15 protein-coding genes are annotated in these 18,068 nt (G+C 62.6%); all 15 read left to right on the top strand.

What is annotated here, in order from left to right; all coding sequences use genetic code 11:
* The first annotated feature begins 1 nt into the window (after position 1).
* The 15 genes from Q8K99_09830 to Q8K99_09760 all read left to right on the top strand — a co-directional run bounded on the left by Q8K99_09830 (position 2) and on the right by Q8K99_09760 (position 18,032).
* Positions 2-916: an AEC family transporter gene (locus tag Q8K99_09830; GenBank protein MDP2182848.1), complete on the top strand. Its 915-nt coding sequence runs from the start codon at positions 2-4 to the stop codon at positions 914-916.
* Positions 917-937: 21 nt separating this feature from the next.
* Positions 938-1,615: a ComF family protein gene (locus tag Q8K99_09825; GenBank protein ID MDP2182847.1), complete on the top strand. Its 678-nt coding sequence runs from the start codon at positions 938-940 to the stop codon at positions 1,613-1,615.
* Between the two features lie 285 nt (positions 1,616-1,900).
* Positions 1,901-2,734, top strand: coding sequence for a transporter substrate-binding domain-containing protein (locus Q8K99_09820; GenBank protein ID MDP2182846.1), 834 nt, complete (start codon positions 1,901-1,903; stop codon positions 2,732-2,734).
* Positions 2,735-2,897: 163 nt separating this feature from the next.
* Positions 2,898-3,776: a transporter substrate-binding domain-containing protein gene (locus Q8K99_09815; protein MDP2182845.1), complete on the top strand. Its 879-nt coding sequence runs from the start codon at positions 2,898-2,900 to the stop codon at positions 3,774-3,776.
* A gap of 84 nt (positions 3,777-3,860) precedes the next feature.
* Positions 3,861-5,141: an ABC transporter permease subunit gene (locus tag Q8K99_09810; GenBank protein MDP2182844.1), complete on the top strand. Its 1,281-nt coding sequence runs from the start codon at positions 3,861-3,863 to the stop codon at positions 5,139-5,141.
* Positions 5,138-5,887 (top strand): amino acid ABC transporter ATP-binding protein, encoded by a 750-nt coding sequence (locus Q8K99_09805; protein ID MDP2182843.1) that lies wholly within the window; start codon positions 5,138-5,140, stop codon positions 5,885-5,887. Before Q8K99_09810 ends, Q8K99_09805 begins: the two co-directional genes overlap by 4 nt.
* Before the next feature lie 143 nt (positions 5,888-6,030).
* Positions 6,031-6,585: a ribosome-associated translation inhibitor RaiA gene (gene raiA, locus Q8K99_09800; GenBank protein MDP2182842.1), complete on the top strand. Its 555-nt coding sequence runs from the start codon at positions 6,031-6,033 to the stop codon at positions 6,583-6,585.
* A 192-nt stretch (positions 6,586-6,777) separates the two neighbouring features.
* Positions 6,778-7,458 carry a hypothetical protein gene (locus Q8K99_09795; GenBank protein MDP2182841.1) on the top strand — a complete coding sequence of 227 codons (681 nt, stop codon included), beginning with the start codon at positions 6,778-6,780 and terminating at the stop codon, positions 7,456-7,458.
* A 261-nt stretch (positions 7,459-7,719) separates the two neighbouring features.
* On the top strand, positions 7,720-9,006 hold the full coding sequence (locus Q8K99_09790) for an HD-GYP domain-containing protein (GenBank protein MDP2182840.1): 1,287 nt from the start codon (positions 7,720-7,722) through the stop codon (positions 9,004-9,006).
* On the top strand, positions 9,003-10,181 hold the full coding sequence (locus Q8K99_09785; GenBank protein ID MDP2182839.1) for an HD domain-containing protein: 1,179 nt from the start codon (positions 9,003-9,005) through the stop codon (positions 10,179-10,181). The genes Q8K99_09790 and Q8K99_09785 overlap by 4 nt, the downstream gene beginning before the upstream one ends.
* A gap of 4 nt (positions 10,182-10,185) precedes the next feature.
* Positions 10,186-10,734 (top strand): DUF5317 family protein, encoded by a 549-nt coding sequence (locus Q8K99_09780; GenBank protein MDP2182838.1) that lies wholly within the window; start codon positions 10,186-10,188, stop codon positions 10,732-10,734.
* 85 nt (positions 10,735-10,819) lie between these two features.
* A complete protein-coding gene (locus tag Q8K99_09775) occupies positions 10,820-14,137 on the top strand; it encodes a BTAD domain-containing putative transcriptional regulator (protein ID MDP2182837.1) in 3,318 nt (1,105 codons plus the stop codon).
* A gap of 359 nt (positions 14,138-14,496) precedes the next feature.
* Positions 14,497-17,256, top strand: coding sequence for a preprotein translocase subunit SecA (gene secA, locus Q8K99_09770; GenBank protein MDP2182836.1), 2,760 nt, complete (start codon positions 14,497-14,499; stop codon positions 17,254-17,256).
* Between the two features lie 63 nt (positions 17,257-17,319).
* Entirely contained in the window at positions 17,320-17,631 is a 312-nt protein-coding gene (locus Q8K99_09765) for a CopG family transcriptional regulator (GenBank protein MDP2182835.1), read from the top strand.
* Positions 17,628-18,032 (top strand): PIN domain-containing protein, encoded by a 405-nt coding sequence (locus tag Q8K99_09760; GenBank protein ID MDP2182834.1) that lies wholly within the window; start codon positions 17,628-17,630, stop codon positions 18,030-18,032. The genes Q8K99_09765 and Q8K99_09760 overlap by 4 nt, the downstream gene beginning before the upstream one ends.
* Positions 18,033-18,068 lie beyond the last annotated feature (36 nt).

The following is an 18,068-nucleotide window of genomic DNA, read 5'->3' as shown; positions in this document are numbered from 1 at the left end:
CGTGGACGCTGCCGAACTTGCGCGGATCATCCTGTCCTTCGTGGCGATCGTCGGCGTGGGCTGGCTATTGCGCCGGTTCGGGGTCCTGAAAGCCGAGGACGCCCGCCCGATCAACAACGTCATCATCTACGCGGGATTGCCCGCGATGATTTTCCGCGCGGTGTACAACGCGTCGCTCGATCGGCAGCTTCTCGGCATCGCGGCGGTCGCCTGGGTCTGTTTCATCGCGATAGCGGCGCTCGCGTGGCTCGCGTGTTCTGCGCTGAAGCTGCCGCGCGTCGTGTGCGGGGGGTTCGTGCTTGCCGCGGCTCTCGGCAACACCGGCTATATCGGGTACCCGATCTCGCAGGCGGTCCTCGGCGACGCGGGCCTGGTGCAGGCCATCTTCTACGACGTGTTCGGCACGGTCGCGGCGCTCCTGTTCGTGGGCCTGTTCATTGCGGAGAGGTTCGGGTCGAGCGGGGAGCGCCCGATCAATCCGATCCGCGAGGCACTTGCGTTCCCGGCGGTCATCGCGCTTTTCGCAGGACTCCTTCTGCAGCAGGTCGCCGTTCCGACTTCTGTAAGCAATGCGATAGACGCGCTCGCCACACTGGTCGTGCCGCTCATCATGATTTCGGTCGGAATATCGCTGAGGCTGGGCACACTGCGTGAACATGCACTTCCCCTGGGTGCGCTCGCGCTGCTGCGCCTTGCGGTGGCGCCGGCCGTGGCGTGGGGGGTCGGCTCGTTCGTTCTGAAGGACCCGGCGGCTCTGAGGCTCGTCGTGCTCGAAGCAGGGGTGCCGTCGATGATGCTGACGCTGGTGATCGGTGCGCGATTCCGCCTCGATACGGACTTCATCGCCTCGGCGATACTCGTCACGACTGTCGCGTCCATCGCGACGATTCCGCTTTGGCAGGTGCTCGTCTCCTAGCGCCATGTGCCGGGAGGCTGCGTGAGCCTGCTCGAGGGTCTGCTCGAGACCATCTGTCCCACCCGGTGCGCAGGATGTGAACTACCGGGCTCATTGCTCTGCCTTTCGTGCAGAAACGCCGTCGCGTCCATCAACCCTGGGTACCCGTGCCCCCGGTGCGCTGCGCCATTCGGCTGGCTCGTGTGCACCGAGTGCTGGAACCAGGAGCTCGCGTTCGACGCGACGTGTGCGGTCGGCCTCCTCGAGCGTCCACTGTCCCGCGCCATCACGCTGTACAAGGACGGCGGCGAGCGCAGGCTCTGCCGCGTACTCGGTGAGCTGCTTTGGCACGCGGTCGAGTCCGCATCCCCGGGTTTCGACGCCCTGGTGCCCGTGCCCGCGTCGCGCGCGGCAGTCGTCCGTCGAGGCTTCGACCACGTCGCCCTCATCGCGCAGGAGGTTTCCCGCGCGAGCGGCATCCCCATCGTCTCGGCGCTTGAGCCCGGTCGCGCACGCGATCAACGCGGACTTGGCCGAGGAGACCGCCGCGCGAACATCGGCGGCTCGTTGTCGCTCGTGCCTGGCGCGCGCGTGCCCGCGAGTGTCCTCCTGCTCGACGACGTCATGACGACGGGGGCCACGGCAGACGCGGCCTCCAGGGTCCTGCGGTCGGCAGGCGCCGAGGCCATCGTGGTGGGGGTTGTGGCCCGCGCATGGTAGAATCCACGGTGCTTTCACTCGGGTCTGTGGTTGCGGGTCGCGCAAGCGATCCTAGTCCATGGTAGACGCGGCCGAAAGGACCCACGTAAGCCGGCGGTTTCGGCCGTCGCGCGAGCATGGCGCGTCTTAGGGGTAAGTCGTACCGTCCGGTCCAGCCATCCTGGCTGGCGGGCGAGAGGGCCGCTAGTGAGATCGCATCAAGCGAAAGCTCCGGTATGCGAGTGTGGGGTCAAAGACCAGGTCAGCCGGGTGAAAGCACCGAGACTGCCGTACGAAGGGAGCGAGATGCGCCGAATCGCGCTAGCAGTGCTGGTCGTGGTGATGTGCATGGGTCTGGGTGCTGTTGCGGGCTGCACCAAGAGCGAGCCCGTGGTCGTACTCGAGCCGCAGGTCGCACCCCCGACGATAGGGACAGCGGGCGTCCTGCGCGCTACGGTCGATCTCGACTACCCTCCCTTCGCGGGCACGGACAAGGGTCGCCAGGCCGGACTGGACATCGATATCGCGGGCGCGCTCGCTGCTGAGCTAGGACTTGAACTCGAGGTAGTCAACGCCAAGGACTGGGGTCTGCAAGAGTTGAAAGCGGGGAATGCCGACATCGCGATGTCGGTGCCGTTCACCGAACGTGCGATCACGGAATCCACTTTCGCAGGCACATACATCGACAATGGCCCCGGCTTCTTCGTTTCCGCCGAGGAGACAGGCTCGGTGGTCGAGACGCTCACGATCGACTCGGTCGGCGGCATGACTATCGGTGCGCAGAAGGGCTCGGAGGCGTTCTGGGCTCTCGAGTACGAGTACGGCGAGGGTGCCGCAGAGGCCTTCCCGACCCTTCGGGAGGCGCTCCAGGCCCTGTCGGACGGTTCGGTGGACGTCGTGTGCGGCGACGCGGTAGTCGCGGCCTACATCGCCCGGGACTACCCGACCGTGCGCTATGCCGGGCAGGCGGGCACTGCGACCGCTCTCGGAGTGGCGGTGGCTGTCGAGAACACGGAGCTCGAGGGGGCCGTGCGTCAGGCCCTGGATACTCTTGCCGCAAACGGCGTCCTAGATACGCTCCGCAAGAAGTGGGTCGGGGAGCTTCCTGAGTTGACGGTTGAGGAAGCATCGACGTCGTAGGAAGCCCGCCGTTTCTGTCGGTGCATAGAGCGCGGGTGTTTCTGCATATGCCGCCCGCGTTTTCACATCATTCACTCGATGGTGTATCGTTCGTAGTCGGTTATTCGTGGGCGTTCACACGTAGTGGAGTTCGCGTGGAGGCACAAGTCCTAGAGGAGGAAAGATGGAGAAAGCACGGAAGTTTCTCGCTCTTTCGCTGATTGTTGTTCTGGCGCTCGCCGTTCTTGGCGTAGCCGGTTGCAGCAGCGACGAGGGAACCAAGACCGAGGAAACCACCGAAGAGGCAACCGGCATCATGAGTGTCGATGACCTCAAGTCCGGCGACAAGGTCGGCGTGCAGTCCGGTACGACGGGCGAAGCATGGGCCAAGGAGAATCTGGTGCCCAAGGGCGTCGAGGTAGTGCCGTACAACGACGTTCTCGGTGCGTTCCAGGCACTGCAGGCTGGCGACGTGGTCGGCGTCATCAACGACATAACCATATCTCTCGACGTCGCCAAGGATCAGACGCTCGGCATCGAAGTCGTCGAGGAGATCGTGACCGACGAAGGCTATGGCTTCGCATTCAACAAGGAGAATTCCGCACTGCGTGACGCAATCAACTGGGGTCTGCAGGAGTGCGTGGCCGATGGTAGCTACGCCGAGATCTACGAGAAGTGGCTTGGCGAGGCTCCGATGTCCCTTCCGGACGCGAGCGGCTTCACGAAGCCGGCCGCCGAACTCAAGCTGATCGTTCCCGGCAAGATCATGGTCGGCTCGGACACATCGTTCCCGCCGTTCGAGAACGTTGAAGGCGACAAGATCGTCGGCTTTGACGTTGATCTCGCAACTGCGATTGGCGAGAAGCTCGGCGTTCAGGTCGAATTCAAGACATACAACTTCGACGCTCTGGTACCTGCGATGAAGGCCGGGGCGGAGTTCGACATGATCGCGTCGGGCATGACCTCCACGGGCGACCTGGGAGCGGAGCGCTCGCAGTCAGTCGACTTCTCCGAGATCTACATCTGGAACAATCAGTCGCTTACGGTGAAGAAAGCCGACTAGCACGTATCGGTTTGCTGGACTGCGGGGTCGGCGGTGTGACCGCCGACCCCGCAGTCTGATTGTCGACCCGCAGAGGCAGGTCCGTTGACTCGCAGGCAGCGCAGAACCCTCACCGTCGCAATCGCCGCGCTGGTTGTCGGGGTTCTAGCATGGCAACTGCTGACGATGCAGCGCCCCGACCGCGTGTTCTTCCGCAACACCGAAGCCACACGGGCGGCAGAGGCTCGCGAATCCGTGTATCGGCTCACCGAGCCCGAGGCGACCATCGGCCGCCTCGGAGACGTGCGCATCACTTCCGGCATCGAGAGCGGCGTAGTCGCGACTCTCGAACGGGTGCCTGCCGAAGAGGCCGGGGAGCAGCCGTCGTGGCGCGTTGTGGCGAGCGGGGAGAGCACACAGGCCGTCCGATTGAACGGCGACGTGTTCGACCAGGCGCCCTTGAGCGACGGCGATGTCCTGGTAATTGGGGACTACGAGATTCGCTTCGGCACGGGACCCGAAGGCTTCGCAGCGTTCTACGACTGGTGGGAGTCGTCCACCGTGACGCACCAGTTCCTGTCGCCGCAGGTTGCGCAAGAGTCATTCCCCATCATAGCCAAGGCGTTTCCCGTCTCCCTGGCCATCGTGCTCGTGTCTTTCGCTTTCGCGATTCCGTTCGGTCTGATCCTGTCGTTCATGAAGATGGCGAGGACGCGGTGGGCGCGATGGCCGGCGACGATCTACGTCGACATCATCCGAGGCACACCGCTATTCCTGCAGATTCTGCTCGTATTCTTCGGACTCCCGCTGATGCCGGCCTACAAGACGCTTACCGAAACGGTACCCTGGCTCAACCAGGCGGGCCTCTTCGGCATCACGAACACACTGTACATGCGTGCATACGTGGTTCTGAGCCTGAACTCCGCGGCGTACATGGCCGAGATCTTCCGTGCTGGCATCCAGTCGATTCACAAGGGCCAGATGGAGGCCGCGCGCTCTCTCGGGATGTCGACGCCGCAGGCCATGGCCTACGTCATCATTCCGCAGACCGTTCGGCGCATTCTGCCGACGATGATGAGTGAGTTCATTCTTCTGTTCAAAGACACCGCCTTGCTCGCTGCAGTCGGTTTGGCGGAGATGGCGCTCAAGGCCAAGGAGATTTCGGCCGCCAAGTTCAACACGACGCCATACATGCTTGCGGCAGGCTTCTATCTCGTGGTGACAATTCCGCTCGGGCGCTTCGTCGCTGGTCTCGAGAGTAGGCTCGCTGAAGCGGAGGGTGGCGGGGGCGGCGCGCGAGAGGCGCTCATGCCTGAACCGATCGAGTCCGAGCACGCGATAGCGCCCGGTGATTCGACTCCGAAGACTGTGGGTGATCGCCCGTGAGCAGTACGGTGAACTCCGAACCGGTGGTGCGAATCAAGAACCTGCATAAGCGCTTCGGCGACCTCGAAGTGTTGCGCGGAGTCGACATGGACGTCACCAAGGGCGAAGTGGTGGTTATCCTTGGCCCGTCAGGGTCGGGGAAGTCGACGTTGCTGCGATGCGTGAACCGGCTAGAAGAACCCACCGGCGGGGAGGTCTGGCTCGAAGACATCCAGGTCAATGCCCCAAAGACCGACATCAACGAGGTGCGCGAGCGCATCGGCATGGTCTTCCAGTCCTTCAATCTGTTCCCGCACCTCACTGCCAAGGGCAACGTCATGCTCGCGCAGCGTAGGGTGCTCGGCCGTTCCAAGGAGGAGGCCGATCGCATCGCGATCGAGCAGCTCGAGAGGGTCGACTTGGGCGACCGGGTCGACTACTACCCGTCGCAGCTCTCCGGAGGTCAGCAGCAGCGCGTGGCAATCGCGCGGGCGCTTGCGATGGATCCACACGTGATGTTGTTTGACGAGGTCACCTCGGCGCTCGACCCCGAGCTCGTTCGCGGCGTGCTCGACGTCATGAAGGAACTTGCTCGCGCCGGAATGACCATGCTCGTCGTGACACACGAGATGGGCTTTGCGCGCGACGTCGCGAGCCGCGCCGTATTCATGGACGAGGGCGTGATAGTCGAAGAGGGCACGCCGTCCGAAGTCTTCGACAACCCCCAGAACGAGCGCACCAAAGACTTCCTCGGCCATATCATCTGAGCTGGTGTGCTGGCCATCTCCGGCGGATTCAACTAACCTTTCCCGCGCACGCTCGTGTGCATCCGCTTGTCGAACGCGCGTGCTCCATAGCGTCGGGGCATGGGTATCTTCTTTGTCAGGACCGGTAACCAAGGAGGGCTCACATGAAGATGATCGTGAAGGGACGCCATATGGCGGTCACCCAGCCGATTCACGACTATGCCGAGGAGAAGATCGGCCGCTTGGGCAAGATCCTCGACCAGGACACGATGACGGTCGAGGTTGAGATCTACCACGAGAAGAACCCTTCGATCGAGAAGAACCAGATCGCCGAGGTCACTGTGTGGATCACGCGCGGGCCGGTCATCCGCGCCAAGGAAGCGTCAATGGACATGTACGCCGCCATTGATCTTGTCTCCGAGAAGCTTGAGACGCAGTTCCGCAAGTACAAGGGAAAGATGGCCGATCGTCACTCTCCCAAGGCCGCCATACCGCCGGTGCCCGCGCCGGACATCGGCGAGCCGGAGGCCGAGGAGCCAGCCATCGTGAAGACGAAATCCCTCGAGCTCAAGCCCATGACCCCCGAGGAGGCGATCCTGCAACTGGAGCTCCTTGGCCATGATTTCTTCGTGTTCACGTCGGCCGAAACGGAGACGGTCAGCGTTCTGTACCGACGCAACGATGGGGACTACGGCTTGATCGAGCCTCAGCTGAGATAGCAGGAGCGTTTGTCAGGGGCGGGGTGCCAGTCGGCGTCCCGCCCTTTTTGGTGCCGTGAGCTTAAGGAATGTGACCGCGCGAGGCTGTCGTTTCGGTTGACTTTCCCTTTGTCGCCCGAATACAGTGGGGCGAAGAGAATGCGCCCTCGGGGCTATGCGCAGACTGAATGGAGACAGCTAGAGTAGTAGTACATGAAGCAGGGAGCACTTGTGGACCAGGCATTGTCGCACGTCTCCATCGAGGAAATCGAAAAGCTTCTCGGGCAAGTCGCCGAGATCAAGGCTGCGCGCGTTGTGGCCTCTCCTGAGGGGAATATCCAGGAAGTCCACATCCTGGCGCTTCCGACCAAGTCGCCGAAGCAACTCGTGCGCGACATCGAATCCACGATCATGGCGCGATTCGGCATCCCCATCGATCACAAGAAGATCTCGATCGCGCAGCTCGGTCAGGACTCTCTCGCGCCTGAACCGAGCGCAGGGGTCGAGGCTCGCGCGCGCATCGTGACCATCAACGCCACCGTCACCGGTGTTCACGCGACGGTGTCCGTGACACTGGAGATCGAAGGCGATCACTACGTCGGGGATGTCGCCGGTCCGGCAAGCCGGACGGGCAGGCAGCGCCTTGTGGCGCTTGCGACCCTCAGCGCGGTCGAGCAGTATATTCATGGCGCGCACAGTTTCGCGCTGGAGGACGTAACCATCACACAACTCGGACGCGAGCATGTTGCTGTGTCTTGCGTTACGCTTGTCTCTCCATTGGGAGAGCAGTCGTACGCGGGATCCGCGCTCGTCCGGCAAAATGAAAACGACTCAATTGTCCGGGCCACGCTTGATGCAATAAACAGGCGTCTTGGCTTCTTGACAACCTCATAGCCCAGTTTGGGCCGACGCCGTGGTAATCGGTTTGAACACTGTCAGCACTGAAATGAGCGGAGCGGACAGGGTTCTTCCATCACTAGCGGAATGGGAGAAGACCGTGAATCCCGAGAGGGGGTCTTCTCAACATGAAGCGTATGATCGTTATTCTCAGCTCTCTGGCCGCTCTTGTTCTTGGTGGCGGCGCGTCTTTCCGTTGGTAGCTCGTCCCTGTTTACACGGCGTCGGCCCACCGAACTTCCTGTGATGAGTGCGCCGTTGAAGAACAGAGTACTCTCTTACACTGTGCTGGTTTCCATGGTCGCAACCGTTGCGGTCGCTGCTGTTGCACGCGACGGCGCAGTCCCTGACTGGCGGCTGACGCTCTTTCTCGGGGCACTGAGTTTCCTGGCGGAGTGTTTCGCGTTCCGTATCCCGTTTGGCGGGTCGGTCTCCCTGGCCTTTGCCATCGAGTTCGCTGCGGTGTTGCTGGGCGGACCACTCATGGGGGCAATAGTTTGCGTCTGCTCCGCCATTCCGCCTCAGGACATCGTGGCGCGTAAGCCGCCACTGCGCATGCTCTTCAACGTTAGCCAACTTGCACTGTCGGGCGTGGTGGCGGGCTTGACTCTGAGTGCGTTCGGGGTGGCGCCACTGCTCTTGCAGCCGACTCCGGCGCTGTCGCTCCAAATCCTCGTGGCCGCTCTTGCTGCGGCTGCTGTTCAGGCTCTCACCAACATGCTACTCGTGGCGGGCGCGATTTCGCTGTCGGCGGACGTACCGTTTCGTGAAGTCTGGCGGCAGAGCTTCTCGTCGTATTCAGTCAGTCTCGTCGTTCTCGCGCTCCTGGGTATTGTGTTGGCCCAATTGCTTCTGCTGGCTGGGCTCCCGGGAGCACTCCTCGTGGTCGTTCCCTTTGCTGTTTCGAGGCAGACCTTCCAGGTGTACAGGCACTTGTCGGAGTCCTACCGTGACACACTGCGCTCGCTCATCGCTGTTCTTGAGGCGAAGGATCCGTACACTCGCGGACATTCAGAGCGCGTCGCCTTCTATGCAAGGCAGATTGCAGACGGGCTCTCGCTAGGTCCCGAGTCGGTGCAGACTATCGAACTCGCTGCGCTCTTGCACGACATCGGCAAGGTCGGCGTCAGCGTCGCTACGCTTACCAAGCCAGCGGCTCTAACTTCGGAGGAGTATGGAGAGGTGAAGCTCCATCCCCTCAGTGGCGCCCAGGTGCTTGAAGGCATCGACTTCCTGGCGGAGGTTGTTCCCCTCATCGCCGCGCACCATGAGCGAATGGATGGTAGCGGATATCCGCTCGGACTTGTTGGTAGTGGGCTCCCTGAGGGTGCGAAGGTGCTCGCCGTGGCCGACACGTTCGACGCCATTACGTCGGACAGAGCCTATCGGCGGGCACTTCCGTTCTCAGAGGCAGCTGATGTAGTCCGCCGGGCGGCCGGTGACACCCTCGACCAGTCTGTTGTCGAGGCGCTCCTGGTCAGAGTCGACGCTGATGTCCTGGCGCGCGTACTTCGCGGGGATATCCGATGGGAGGCTCGCACATGACCCGACGTGCCCTGATCGCAACAGCCTTTCTGGTTCTCGGTGTTGGTGCCGTGGCCGTTGCCGCCAAGGCTGGCATCAGGCTCGCGGACTTGCCCGAGATTGGTCTCTTCGCTTTGTCGTACGCACTGGTCAGCGCGCTGCCGCTTCGCTTGTCGCGAGGAGGTGTCCTCCAGGCAGGTTGTGGTATTGCTGTAGCCTCCGTTCTTCTGCTGGGCATGCCTGCTGGTGTCGCCGCAGCGGGCGGAGGTGCAATCCTCTCATTCCTGCTGGGAATGGCCCTAGAGAGACAATCCGGCTTGATGCTTCTAGACTTCTCGAGGATTCCTCTCCTTGTCTTGGGCTTCGGCTACGCCGCAGAGGGACTCGGGTTTCCCCAGCGGCTACTTGAACCGAGTGTGCCTACGATGCTAGTCGCCCTAGTCCTGGCCGCTGCTTACGTTCTGGCCGATCTTGCATCCTATGCAGCACTTTGGGCTTTCGGTGAGGGTGAGGCTGTCTGGTCGTCCGTCAAGTCTCTCGTGCGGCTAGTTGGCGCAATGTACTTGGGGCAGGTCTCGGTTGGAATTGTTCTCGCTATCGTCTACCCAACCATGAACGTGGCGGGCGTGGCGGTGCTCGTCACTCTGATGATGGTAATGAAGCACGCGTTCGCCCTGCTGCTGCGGATTCGAACCGCGTACACGCAGACAGTCGGCGTTCTGGCCAGGCTTGCTGAGTTTGAGAAGATTGAGTTCAGTGGTCATGCGGAGAGAGTGGCGGAGCTTGCGACTGCCATGGGCAGGCGTCTAGGCCTGCGCCCGAAGCACCTTCAGAGACTCGGATTCGCCGCCTTGCTGCATGACATCGGGAAGATTCAGGACAGCGCCGGTGCGCATGACTGCCATTGGGAGACGGGTGCCAGAATTGTGGAGGGTGTTGAGTTCCTGGCAGACCTGGGGCCTGTCCTTGCGAATCACCACGCTGACTTCGAGGTGATGCAGTCGACCGGTGTTGACAGACTGCTCTCCCAGGTGATTCGTGTCGCGTCCGACTTCGATGAGTTCGCTGGAGGATACAGCGCCCCACAGGCACGCGCTGCGGATGTGCTTGGGGTGATTCGCGCAGGCTCGGCCGAGAAGTACGACCCGCGCGTCGTTGGGGCACTTGAGCGAGTCCTGTCTGCGGAACTGGACTGAGCTCGTGGAACTGCTCCTTCTGGGAATCCTTGTTGGCGTCGGAACGGGACTGGTCAGGTACCGGAGCATCGGTGGACTCGCGACGCACACTCTTAAGGGCGAGCGAGTGGTAGTCCTTGTGATGGTCATTCAAGGCGCCGTCCCAGTACTCGGGCGTTTCATGGGCATTGGTGACGGTGCAATCACGGCGCTCTGGGTGCTCATGACCACAAGCCTGCTGTTGCTTGCGATTGCGAATTCCGATCGCTGTTGGATGCTGCTCGCGGCCTGCGGGTTGGTTCTGAACATTGTCGTCGTGTCCGCAAACGGCGGCATGCCGGTTGACCTCTCGAGAATCGTGGACAGCCGGGTTACGACTGCACGGGCTAGACTCGACGAGTCGCCTATCCACGTGGAGGCCGACGAGAAGACGAATCTGGCGTTTCTCGGAGATCGGATTCCTGTGCCGCTAGGCCGTACCAGGCGTGGGCTTGTGAGTATCGGGGACTGCGTTCTCGCCATCGGGGCGATGCTCGTGGCGTACGACATGATGAAGGTTGCCGAGCACCCGTAGGGCGCGGGAGCCTCTGTCTACCTGACTGGGCGCCGAAGTGCTAGAATCCCTTTACCCCTCAGGTGACTCCCAGGGTGGAGGGCACATGCGCGAGCGGCTCAAGCACGCAGGAGTACCTGATTTCGGCCACATTCTCACACGCAGGAGGCTCGCTCGATCGATCGAGTGCACTCGTCCCCGCGTTCTGATCCTAGAAGCGCCGGGGGGATATGGGAAGAGTGTGCTGGCGGCGCAGATTGCATCGTCGGGTGAGTTCGGGTGTCCACTTTGGCTCGACATGCACGGAGAGCGCGTCACCGAGTCCGGCATCCTACGATTGCTTCTACGGGCCCTGGATAGTGGTGGACTGGCGGATTGCACGGATGATATCGATCCGAATGAGCTTGCGTGTGACTATCGGGAGCGAATCGTACGTGCGGTGCGCAGGTGCGATTCCGGTCTCTGTGTTGTCATCGATGACCTCGCGGCAATTGAGCTATCCGAGGGGCTTCTGGCCCTGCCGGAAATGGCGGCAACGCATGCGTCGCATGCGTTATCGATCATAATCACGTGTCGGCAAGTTCCTGATGACATACATGGCGTATTGCACCGGGCGATGCTTTTGCAGGCTGAGGACCTACGGTTGAGTCTGGAAGAGGCGTTGACCTTCGCAGGTATTCTTGGGCTTGATGCCCACGATCCGTCGTTCGTGCATCAGGTGTGGGAGGCTACAGCAGGGCAGGTCGCACTTTTCGGCCTGGTTCTCCGTCATGCGATCCTCCGGGGTACTTCCGAACTTGATGAATGCGGCTCCATCCGCGGCCTCAGTAGTCTTGTGATGCATTTGGTCTGCAGTCAACTGGATGACGAATCCCAGCTGTGCCTGTACGCGATGGCGCTTCTGCGTGACGGTTCATCGCAGGAGTTGCGATGTGTTCTGGGAAGACGCGAGCTGCCGAACCTTCGCAACATTGGGAGCTGTCTGCCCCTCGTGTGCGTGGGGGGGACAGCAGCAGCTGACCCCGTCGGTCATCGGTTCGTCGTGCATGACATCGCCCGATCGATTCTTGCCGGTGACCAGTGCGTCGAACGTCTGGGTGCAGAAGCCGCCCGGGTGTGGTCAAGCGCTCTAGAAATCCTGACAGCGCGAGGTGACTCCGAGCGCGCTGGACGACTGGTTCTGCAATCAAGTGATTGCGAGCGTGCGGCGGACTGGCTGGCAAGCTTCGGTGAGCGGTTGCTCTCCTCCGGACATCACCAACTGCTTCGTGAGCTGCTTGATGCCCTCCCACCGGGAGTGCTGGTGCAGCGACCCGCCCTACTGGTCCTGGAAGCCGCACTTCTGAGAGAGACCAACATGATTGACGAGGCGCGGAGCAAGGCTGTCGTCGCCAGGGCGCTTGCGGATTCGATGGGTGACGTCGCGACCACGGTTGATGCTCTGGACGTGATTGCGCGTGCCGACATGGACATGGGACGATTCGATGCCGCGCGAAGGACCCTAGCTGAGTTGCTGGGATTGTCGAACTCACAGGACGGCTCCTTTGACCCGCGTCGGGAGGCCAGGGTTCATCTGACTGCCGCTCTTGCCTCGACCTACCTTGGAGATGGACTTGCGGCGTCGGAACACCTCGCCAAGGCGGATGGAATCGCCAGCGAAACGATGGACGAGGGTCTCAGGTGCAAGGTCCATCTGCATGCGGCGAACAAGACCGCCCTGCTTGATGGTCACTTCTCAGCAGCGGGGAGACTCATGGCGGAGGTGGCGAGGGCACGCGCAGCACCGCTTTCGACGCGTGTTCTAGCGACGGGCAATCTAGGCGTGTGTCTGTGCGAAGCGGGCAGACTCGTGCGATCTGTCCAACACGCTGAACGAGCACTTGAGATGTGTCGCGGGCACGGGTTGGAAGTGTATGTGGGTGCATTCGACGGTGCCAGGGCGGGTGCGATCTTCGCCTTGGGTGAGCTGTCGGAGGGGATTTCGCTCATGAGGGAGTCGATTGTGCGAAGTCTCGAGCTTGATGACACTCATGCTGCGGCCTACAACCAACTGTACTGCTCAACCATGAGCCGTGCGCTGGGTGACGCGGAAGCCGCATTCTCTGATGCGGAGATTGCAGCGGAAGCCTTCTCAGCCGGCGGGTTCTTGGTGCACGAGTCACTCGCGAAACTGGAGATGGCTGCGAGCCGCCTTGCGATGGGAGACAAGCTCGGTGCAGCCACTCTGGCAAAGCAGGAGCGAGCGACAGCCTCTGCCGCCGATGCAGCCTACCACGTGCTCCGCGCCGACATGATCCTGGCGGAAGTCGCCTGTCGCGAGGGTCGCGTGACCGAAGCCGTCGCTCGCATTCTTGTGCACGAGGACTACATCCTCACCGAGAGCTCGAACTGGCAGATAGCGATGTACATCCGCGCGTTCCCGTCTCTCCTTGGCGTGTTCGCGAACGCGATCGACCCTGACCTACTGCCCGCTCATCTGCTTCGCATGGTCTTGCCGAGGGATGCCGAAGGCGCACTCCGCGCCGCGCGCGAGATCATGGACTCCGGGCGGTGGGCGCGGCTCGCGGTTCGCATCCTTGGCGAGAAGGAGCTGGCCAGATTCCTGGAGCGAGATGCGCTTCCGCGCTGCAGCGTGAAGATGTTCGGCGGCTTCGATGTGTCGATCGGGGAGCGCGTCGTTGGCGAGCGTGAGTGGAAGAAGCGCAAGGCGCGACTGCTGTTCGCGATGCTAGTTCTGCAGCAGGGGCGTGACGTTCCGCGTGACCAGGTCCACGACCATCTTTGGCCGGAAATGGATGCGACGCGCTCGCGCAACAACCTGTACGTCGTGTGGAGCGCGATGAAGGGCACCCTGACGCCAGGCGCTGGCAAGAACGATCCGTGTCCGTACGTCCAAAGCGTTGGGGGCGTGTGTCGCGTCGTAGGAGAGCTCGTGGAAAGCGACGTTGCGGAGTTCGAGGCGCTGCGCGCTGCGGCAGCTGCGGCTGGGCGGGCGGGAGATGCGACCAAGGCCCTCGCCGCGTACGAGCGCATCTCCGAGATATACCGAGGAGACCTTCTCCCCGGAGATCTCTACGAGGACTGGTTCAGCGAGTTTCGCGATCGCTATCGGCACGAGTTCGGAGACGCGATGCTCGCCGGAGCGCGCCTGCACGAAGCCGGAGGAGAGCCGGCGCAGGCACTGGGCCTTCTGCGACGGGGACTCCGGTACGACTCATGGCGCGAGGATATCTACCAGGCGGCACTGCGTTGTCAGATCGCGACCGGGCAGCGAAGCGCAGCCATCGACACGTACTTCGCATGTCGCAGCCGGTTGGTCGATGACCTGGGCATCGACCCTTCCTCGGAGACCACGCGCCTCTACCAGCAGGTTCTTGCGATGGAATGCGTCGCGTCCGAACCCGAAGAAATCGTCGAAAAGTGAGAGAACGTAAAGAGTCTGGATAGACTCACTTGCTACGTTGGCTGTGTCGGACGGGCATGCGGTTCGGCGACGGCGGTCAGAGCGGTTCGCCGGGTTCCCCGTGAGGGACATCGGCGCGGCGTGTGGTTTGGCCAGCAGGTGAGGAGAGGGAGACTCCTGAGGGGCACCGTGCATTCGGCCACAAGGCCCACCCGTGCGACCCGAGGGGCTGCTTGGAACCGCCGGATGCAGGCGGATCGCGGCGCGATCCGCCTGCATCTTCGTGCGCTCTCGAAACGCGAGTCGGGCCACACCCTGTGCTAGAATCTCTTGTGCTTCTCACCCCGCCGATCACCCGTGTATAGAAGGTGCGCATACATATGGCAAACATCCTTGCCAAGCTGCTAACGCTGGGAGAAGGACGGCAGCTCAGGCAGTTCGAAGGCTTGGTCGAGCAGGTCAACTCGCTTGAAGCCGAAATCCACGTTCTCTCCGACGATGCGTTGCTGGCCAAGACCGCGGAGTTCCGTCAGCGCGTGGACAACGGCGAGACACTCGACGACATACTCTGCGAGGCATTCGCAGTCTGTCGCGAGGGCGCGGTCCGCTCCCTCGGCATGCGACACTTCGACGTCCAGCTCATCGGCGGGATGGTGCTCAACAGGGGCATGATCGCCGAGATGAAGACCGGCGAGGGCAAGACGCTCGCTGCGACTCTGCCCGTATACCTCAATGCCTTGTCGGGCAAGAGCGTTCACGTCGTAACGGTCAACGACTATCTGGCCAAGCGCGACTCGGAATGGATGGGCAAGGTCTACCGGTTCCTTGGCCTGGAGGTCGGCCTCATCCAGTCGCAGATGGAGACGTCGAAGCGCTTGTCCGCCTACGCCGCCGACGTCACGTATGGCACGAACAGCGAGTTCGGCTTCGACTACCTGCGCGACAACATGGTCGTCCAACCGGACCATCGCGTGCAGCGAGGCCACAGCTTCGCCATCGTGGACGAGGTCGACTCGATTCTCGTCGACGAGGCGCGCACGCCGCTCATCATCTCCGGCGCAGGCACCAAGTCCGCCGACGCGTACAAGAACTTCGCCAAGGTCATTCCTCGGCTGAAGGACGAAGACGACTATGAACTCGACGAGGCCAAGCGGACTGTCGCACCGACCGAGGACGGCATCAAGAAGGTCGAGGACTGGCTCGGCATCGAGGACCTCTACTCCGATCCTTCGGGCCAGATGGTCAACCATCTCCAGCAGGCGCTCAAGGCGCAGTTCCTCTTCAAGAAGGACGTCGACTACGTCATCAAGGACGGCGAGATCCTCATCGTCGACGAGTTCACCGGCCGCCTGATGTACGGACGCCGCTACTCCGAGGGTCTGCACCAGGCCATCGAGGCCAAGGAGAAGCAGCACGTCCGCGAGGAGAACCAGACGCTTGCGACCATCACGCTGCAGAACTACTTCCGCATGTACGACAAACTCGCCGGCATGACGGGTACGGCGGTGACCGAGGACCAGGAGTTCCGCGAGATCTACAAGCTGCCCGTCATGGTCATCCCAACCAACCAGCCGATGATCCGCGACGACCGCAACGACCTCATCTACCGCAACACCGAGGCGAAGTTCCAAGCCGTCGCCGAGGAAGTCGTGGAGCGCCACGAGACCGGCCAGCCTTGCCTTGTGGGCACGATCTCGATCGAGAACTCCGAACGCCTGTCGCGCCTGCTCACCAAGCGGGGCATCACGCACAAGGTACTGAACGCGAAGTTCCACGAGCAGGAAGCGCACATCGTGGCGCAGGCAGGTCGCTTTGGCGCCGTCACCATCGCGACGAACATGGCTGGCCGAGGAACCGACATCGTCCTTGGCGGGAACCCCGATGCGCTCGTCGACGACCTGCTCGTCGAGCGTGGCATCCCTGCCGAGGACGCGACCGAGGAACAGCGTGCTGAGGCGTTCGCGTCTGCGAAGCGAATCTGCGATGCGGAGCACGTCAAGGTTGTGGAAGCCGGCGGGCTGGGGATCGTCGGCACCGAGCGCCACGACTCGAGGCGCATCGACAACCAGCTGCGTGGCCGTTCCGGTCGCCAGGGCGATCCCGGCCTGTCGCAGTTCTACCTGTCGCTCGAGGACGACCTCATGCGACTCTTCGGCGGCGACCGGATGGACCGCATCTCGTCGATGATGGAGCGCACGCAGATTCCCGAGGACATGCCGATTCAGGCGGGCCTAGTCTCCAAGGCGATCGAGAGCGCCCAGCGCCAGGTCGAGGCGATGAACTTCGCCGCACGCAAGCACGTGCTCGAGTACGACGACGTCATGAACAAGCAGCGCGAAGTCATCTACGGCGAGCGCAACCGAATCCTCGACGGCAAAGACATCCACTCCCGCGTCACGGAGATGATGCAGGAGACGATCACGCAGGCCGTCCTCGAGTTGTGCCCGGAGAAGGTCTATTCCGAGGAGTGGGACTGGGACGCCCTCGCGAGTTGGTTCCGCGATCTCACGGGAATCGATGGCGTGGTTGAGCGGCATCGCGCCGAGGCGGGGGACAACCCGCACGAACTGGCCGACGCGCTCGCCGAGGCAGCTTTGGAGACGTACGCCACCAAGGAGACCGATCTGGGCGCCGACTACGTACGTCAACTCGAGAGGCAGGTCATGCTCCGTGTGATCGATACACGCTGGATGGAGCACCTGCTCGAGATGGACTACCTAAAAGACGGCATCGGGCTGCGGGCGATGGGCCAACGCGATCCGCTCGTGGAGTACAAGACCGAGGCGTACGAGATGTTCGGAGACCTCGTCGCGACCATCAACGAGGACTTCCTGCGCACGATCATGCACATCCAGGTCGTTCGCGAGACGGCGCCCACGAGCCCGGTGCGCGATGTCTCGTATTCCGCGCCGTCCGAGCAGTCCATTTTCAGCGGCGCGACGCAAGCGGCAGAGCAGGCGGGGGTCAGCGGGCCGTCGCCGGAAGCGATAGCAGCCGCGTCTGCTGCCGCCGGAGGTCGCGCGTCCGTAGCAACCGTCGTCAAGGACAAGGACGATCCGTTCGCCGACGTGGGACGCAACGATCCTTGCCCCTGCGGCAGCGGCAAGAAGTACAAGAAGTGCCACGGAGCGACGGCGTAGCGGCACTGAACACCGTGCCGGAGATGCATACTCATCGGTATGCATCCATGGTATGCTACCTGCATGACAGAACGAGTCACCATCACCCTGCCCGATGACCTTGTCGCCGAGATTGACACACTCGCTGAGGCCTCCGGCTGCTCGCGCTCGAGCGTCATTCGCGAAGCGTCGGCCTCGTGGGTCGCCGGTGCTCAGGCTGAAGCCGCCAAGACACGCCGCCAGCACGCCGTCAACGACACACTCGCGTTCCTTGACGAGTTAGCAGAGCTCCCCGTGCACGATGAGCGCGCCGTGGGGGAGATCCTGCGCGAGATCCGCGGACCGCTCGATGGTGCACCGGGCGGCGACACCAGCGGTGAGGGTGGCCGCGCGTGAGCCCCGAGGTACTCGTCCTAGACGCGTCCGTCGGCGTGAAGTGGCTGCGGCGGGAGCCGGGTTCTGACGAGGCGCGAGAGCTTCTCGCGCAGCACGCCGAGGGCGTCGTGTGTGTGGTCGTCCCGGTCATCTTCGTCCACGAAGTGCTCGACGTGACACGCCGTCTCTACGGCGTCGCTCGCGCTTGCGGCCTGTGGGAACGCCTCGAGCACGACGAGATCACGGTTGTCGGGCTCGACTCCCGACTCGTTCGCGAGACGCTCGACATGGCCGAGGTACTCGGCTGCACCTTCTACGACGCGGCGGCTCCCGCGCTCGCTACGCGCGTGGGTGCTGTCCTCGTGAGTGCCGACCGGCGGGCGCATGGAGCGGTGGAGAGAGTGCGGCTCCTCGGCAGGTGAGAGGCTGCTACGCAGATTTCGTGCCTGGTGCGCGCA

The organism is Actinomycetota bacterium, assembly GCA_030682655.1.
Taxonomy (GTDB): Bacteria; Actinomycetota; Coriobacteriia; order Anaerosomatales; family JAUXNU01; genus JAUXNU01.
Note: the sequence above shows the minus strand (reverse complement) of the source record. Positions and strands in the feature narration are given on the sequence as shown.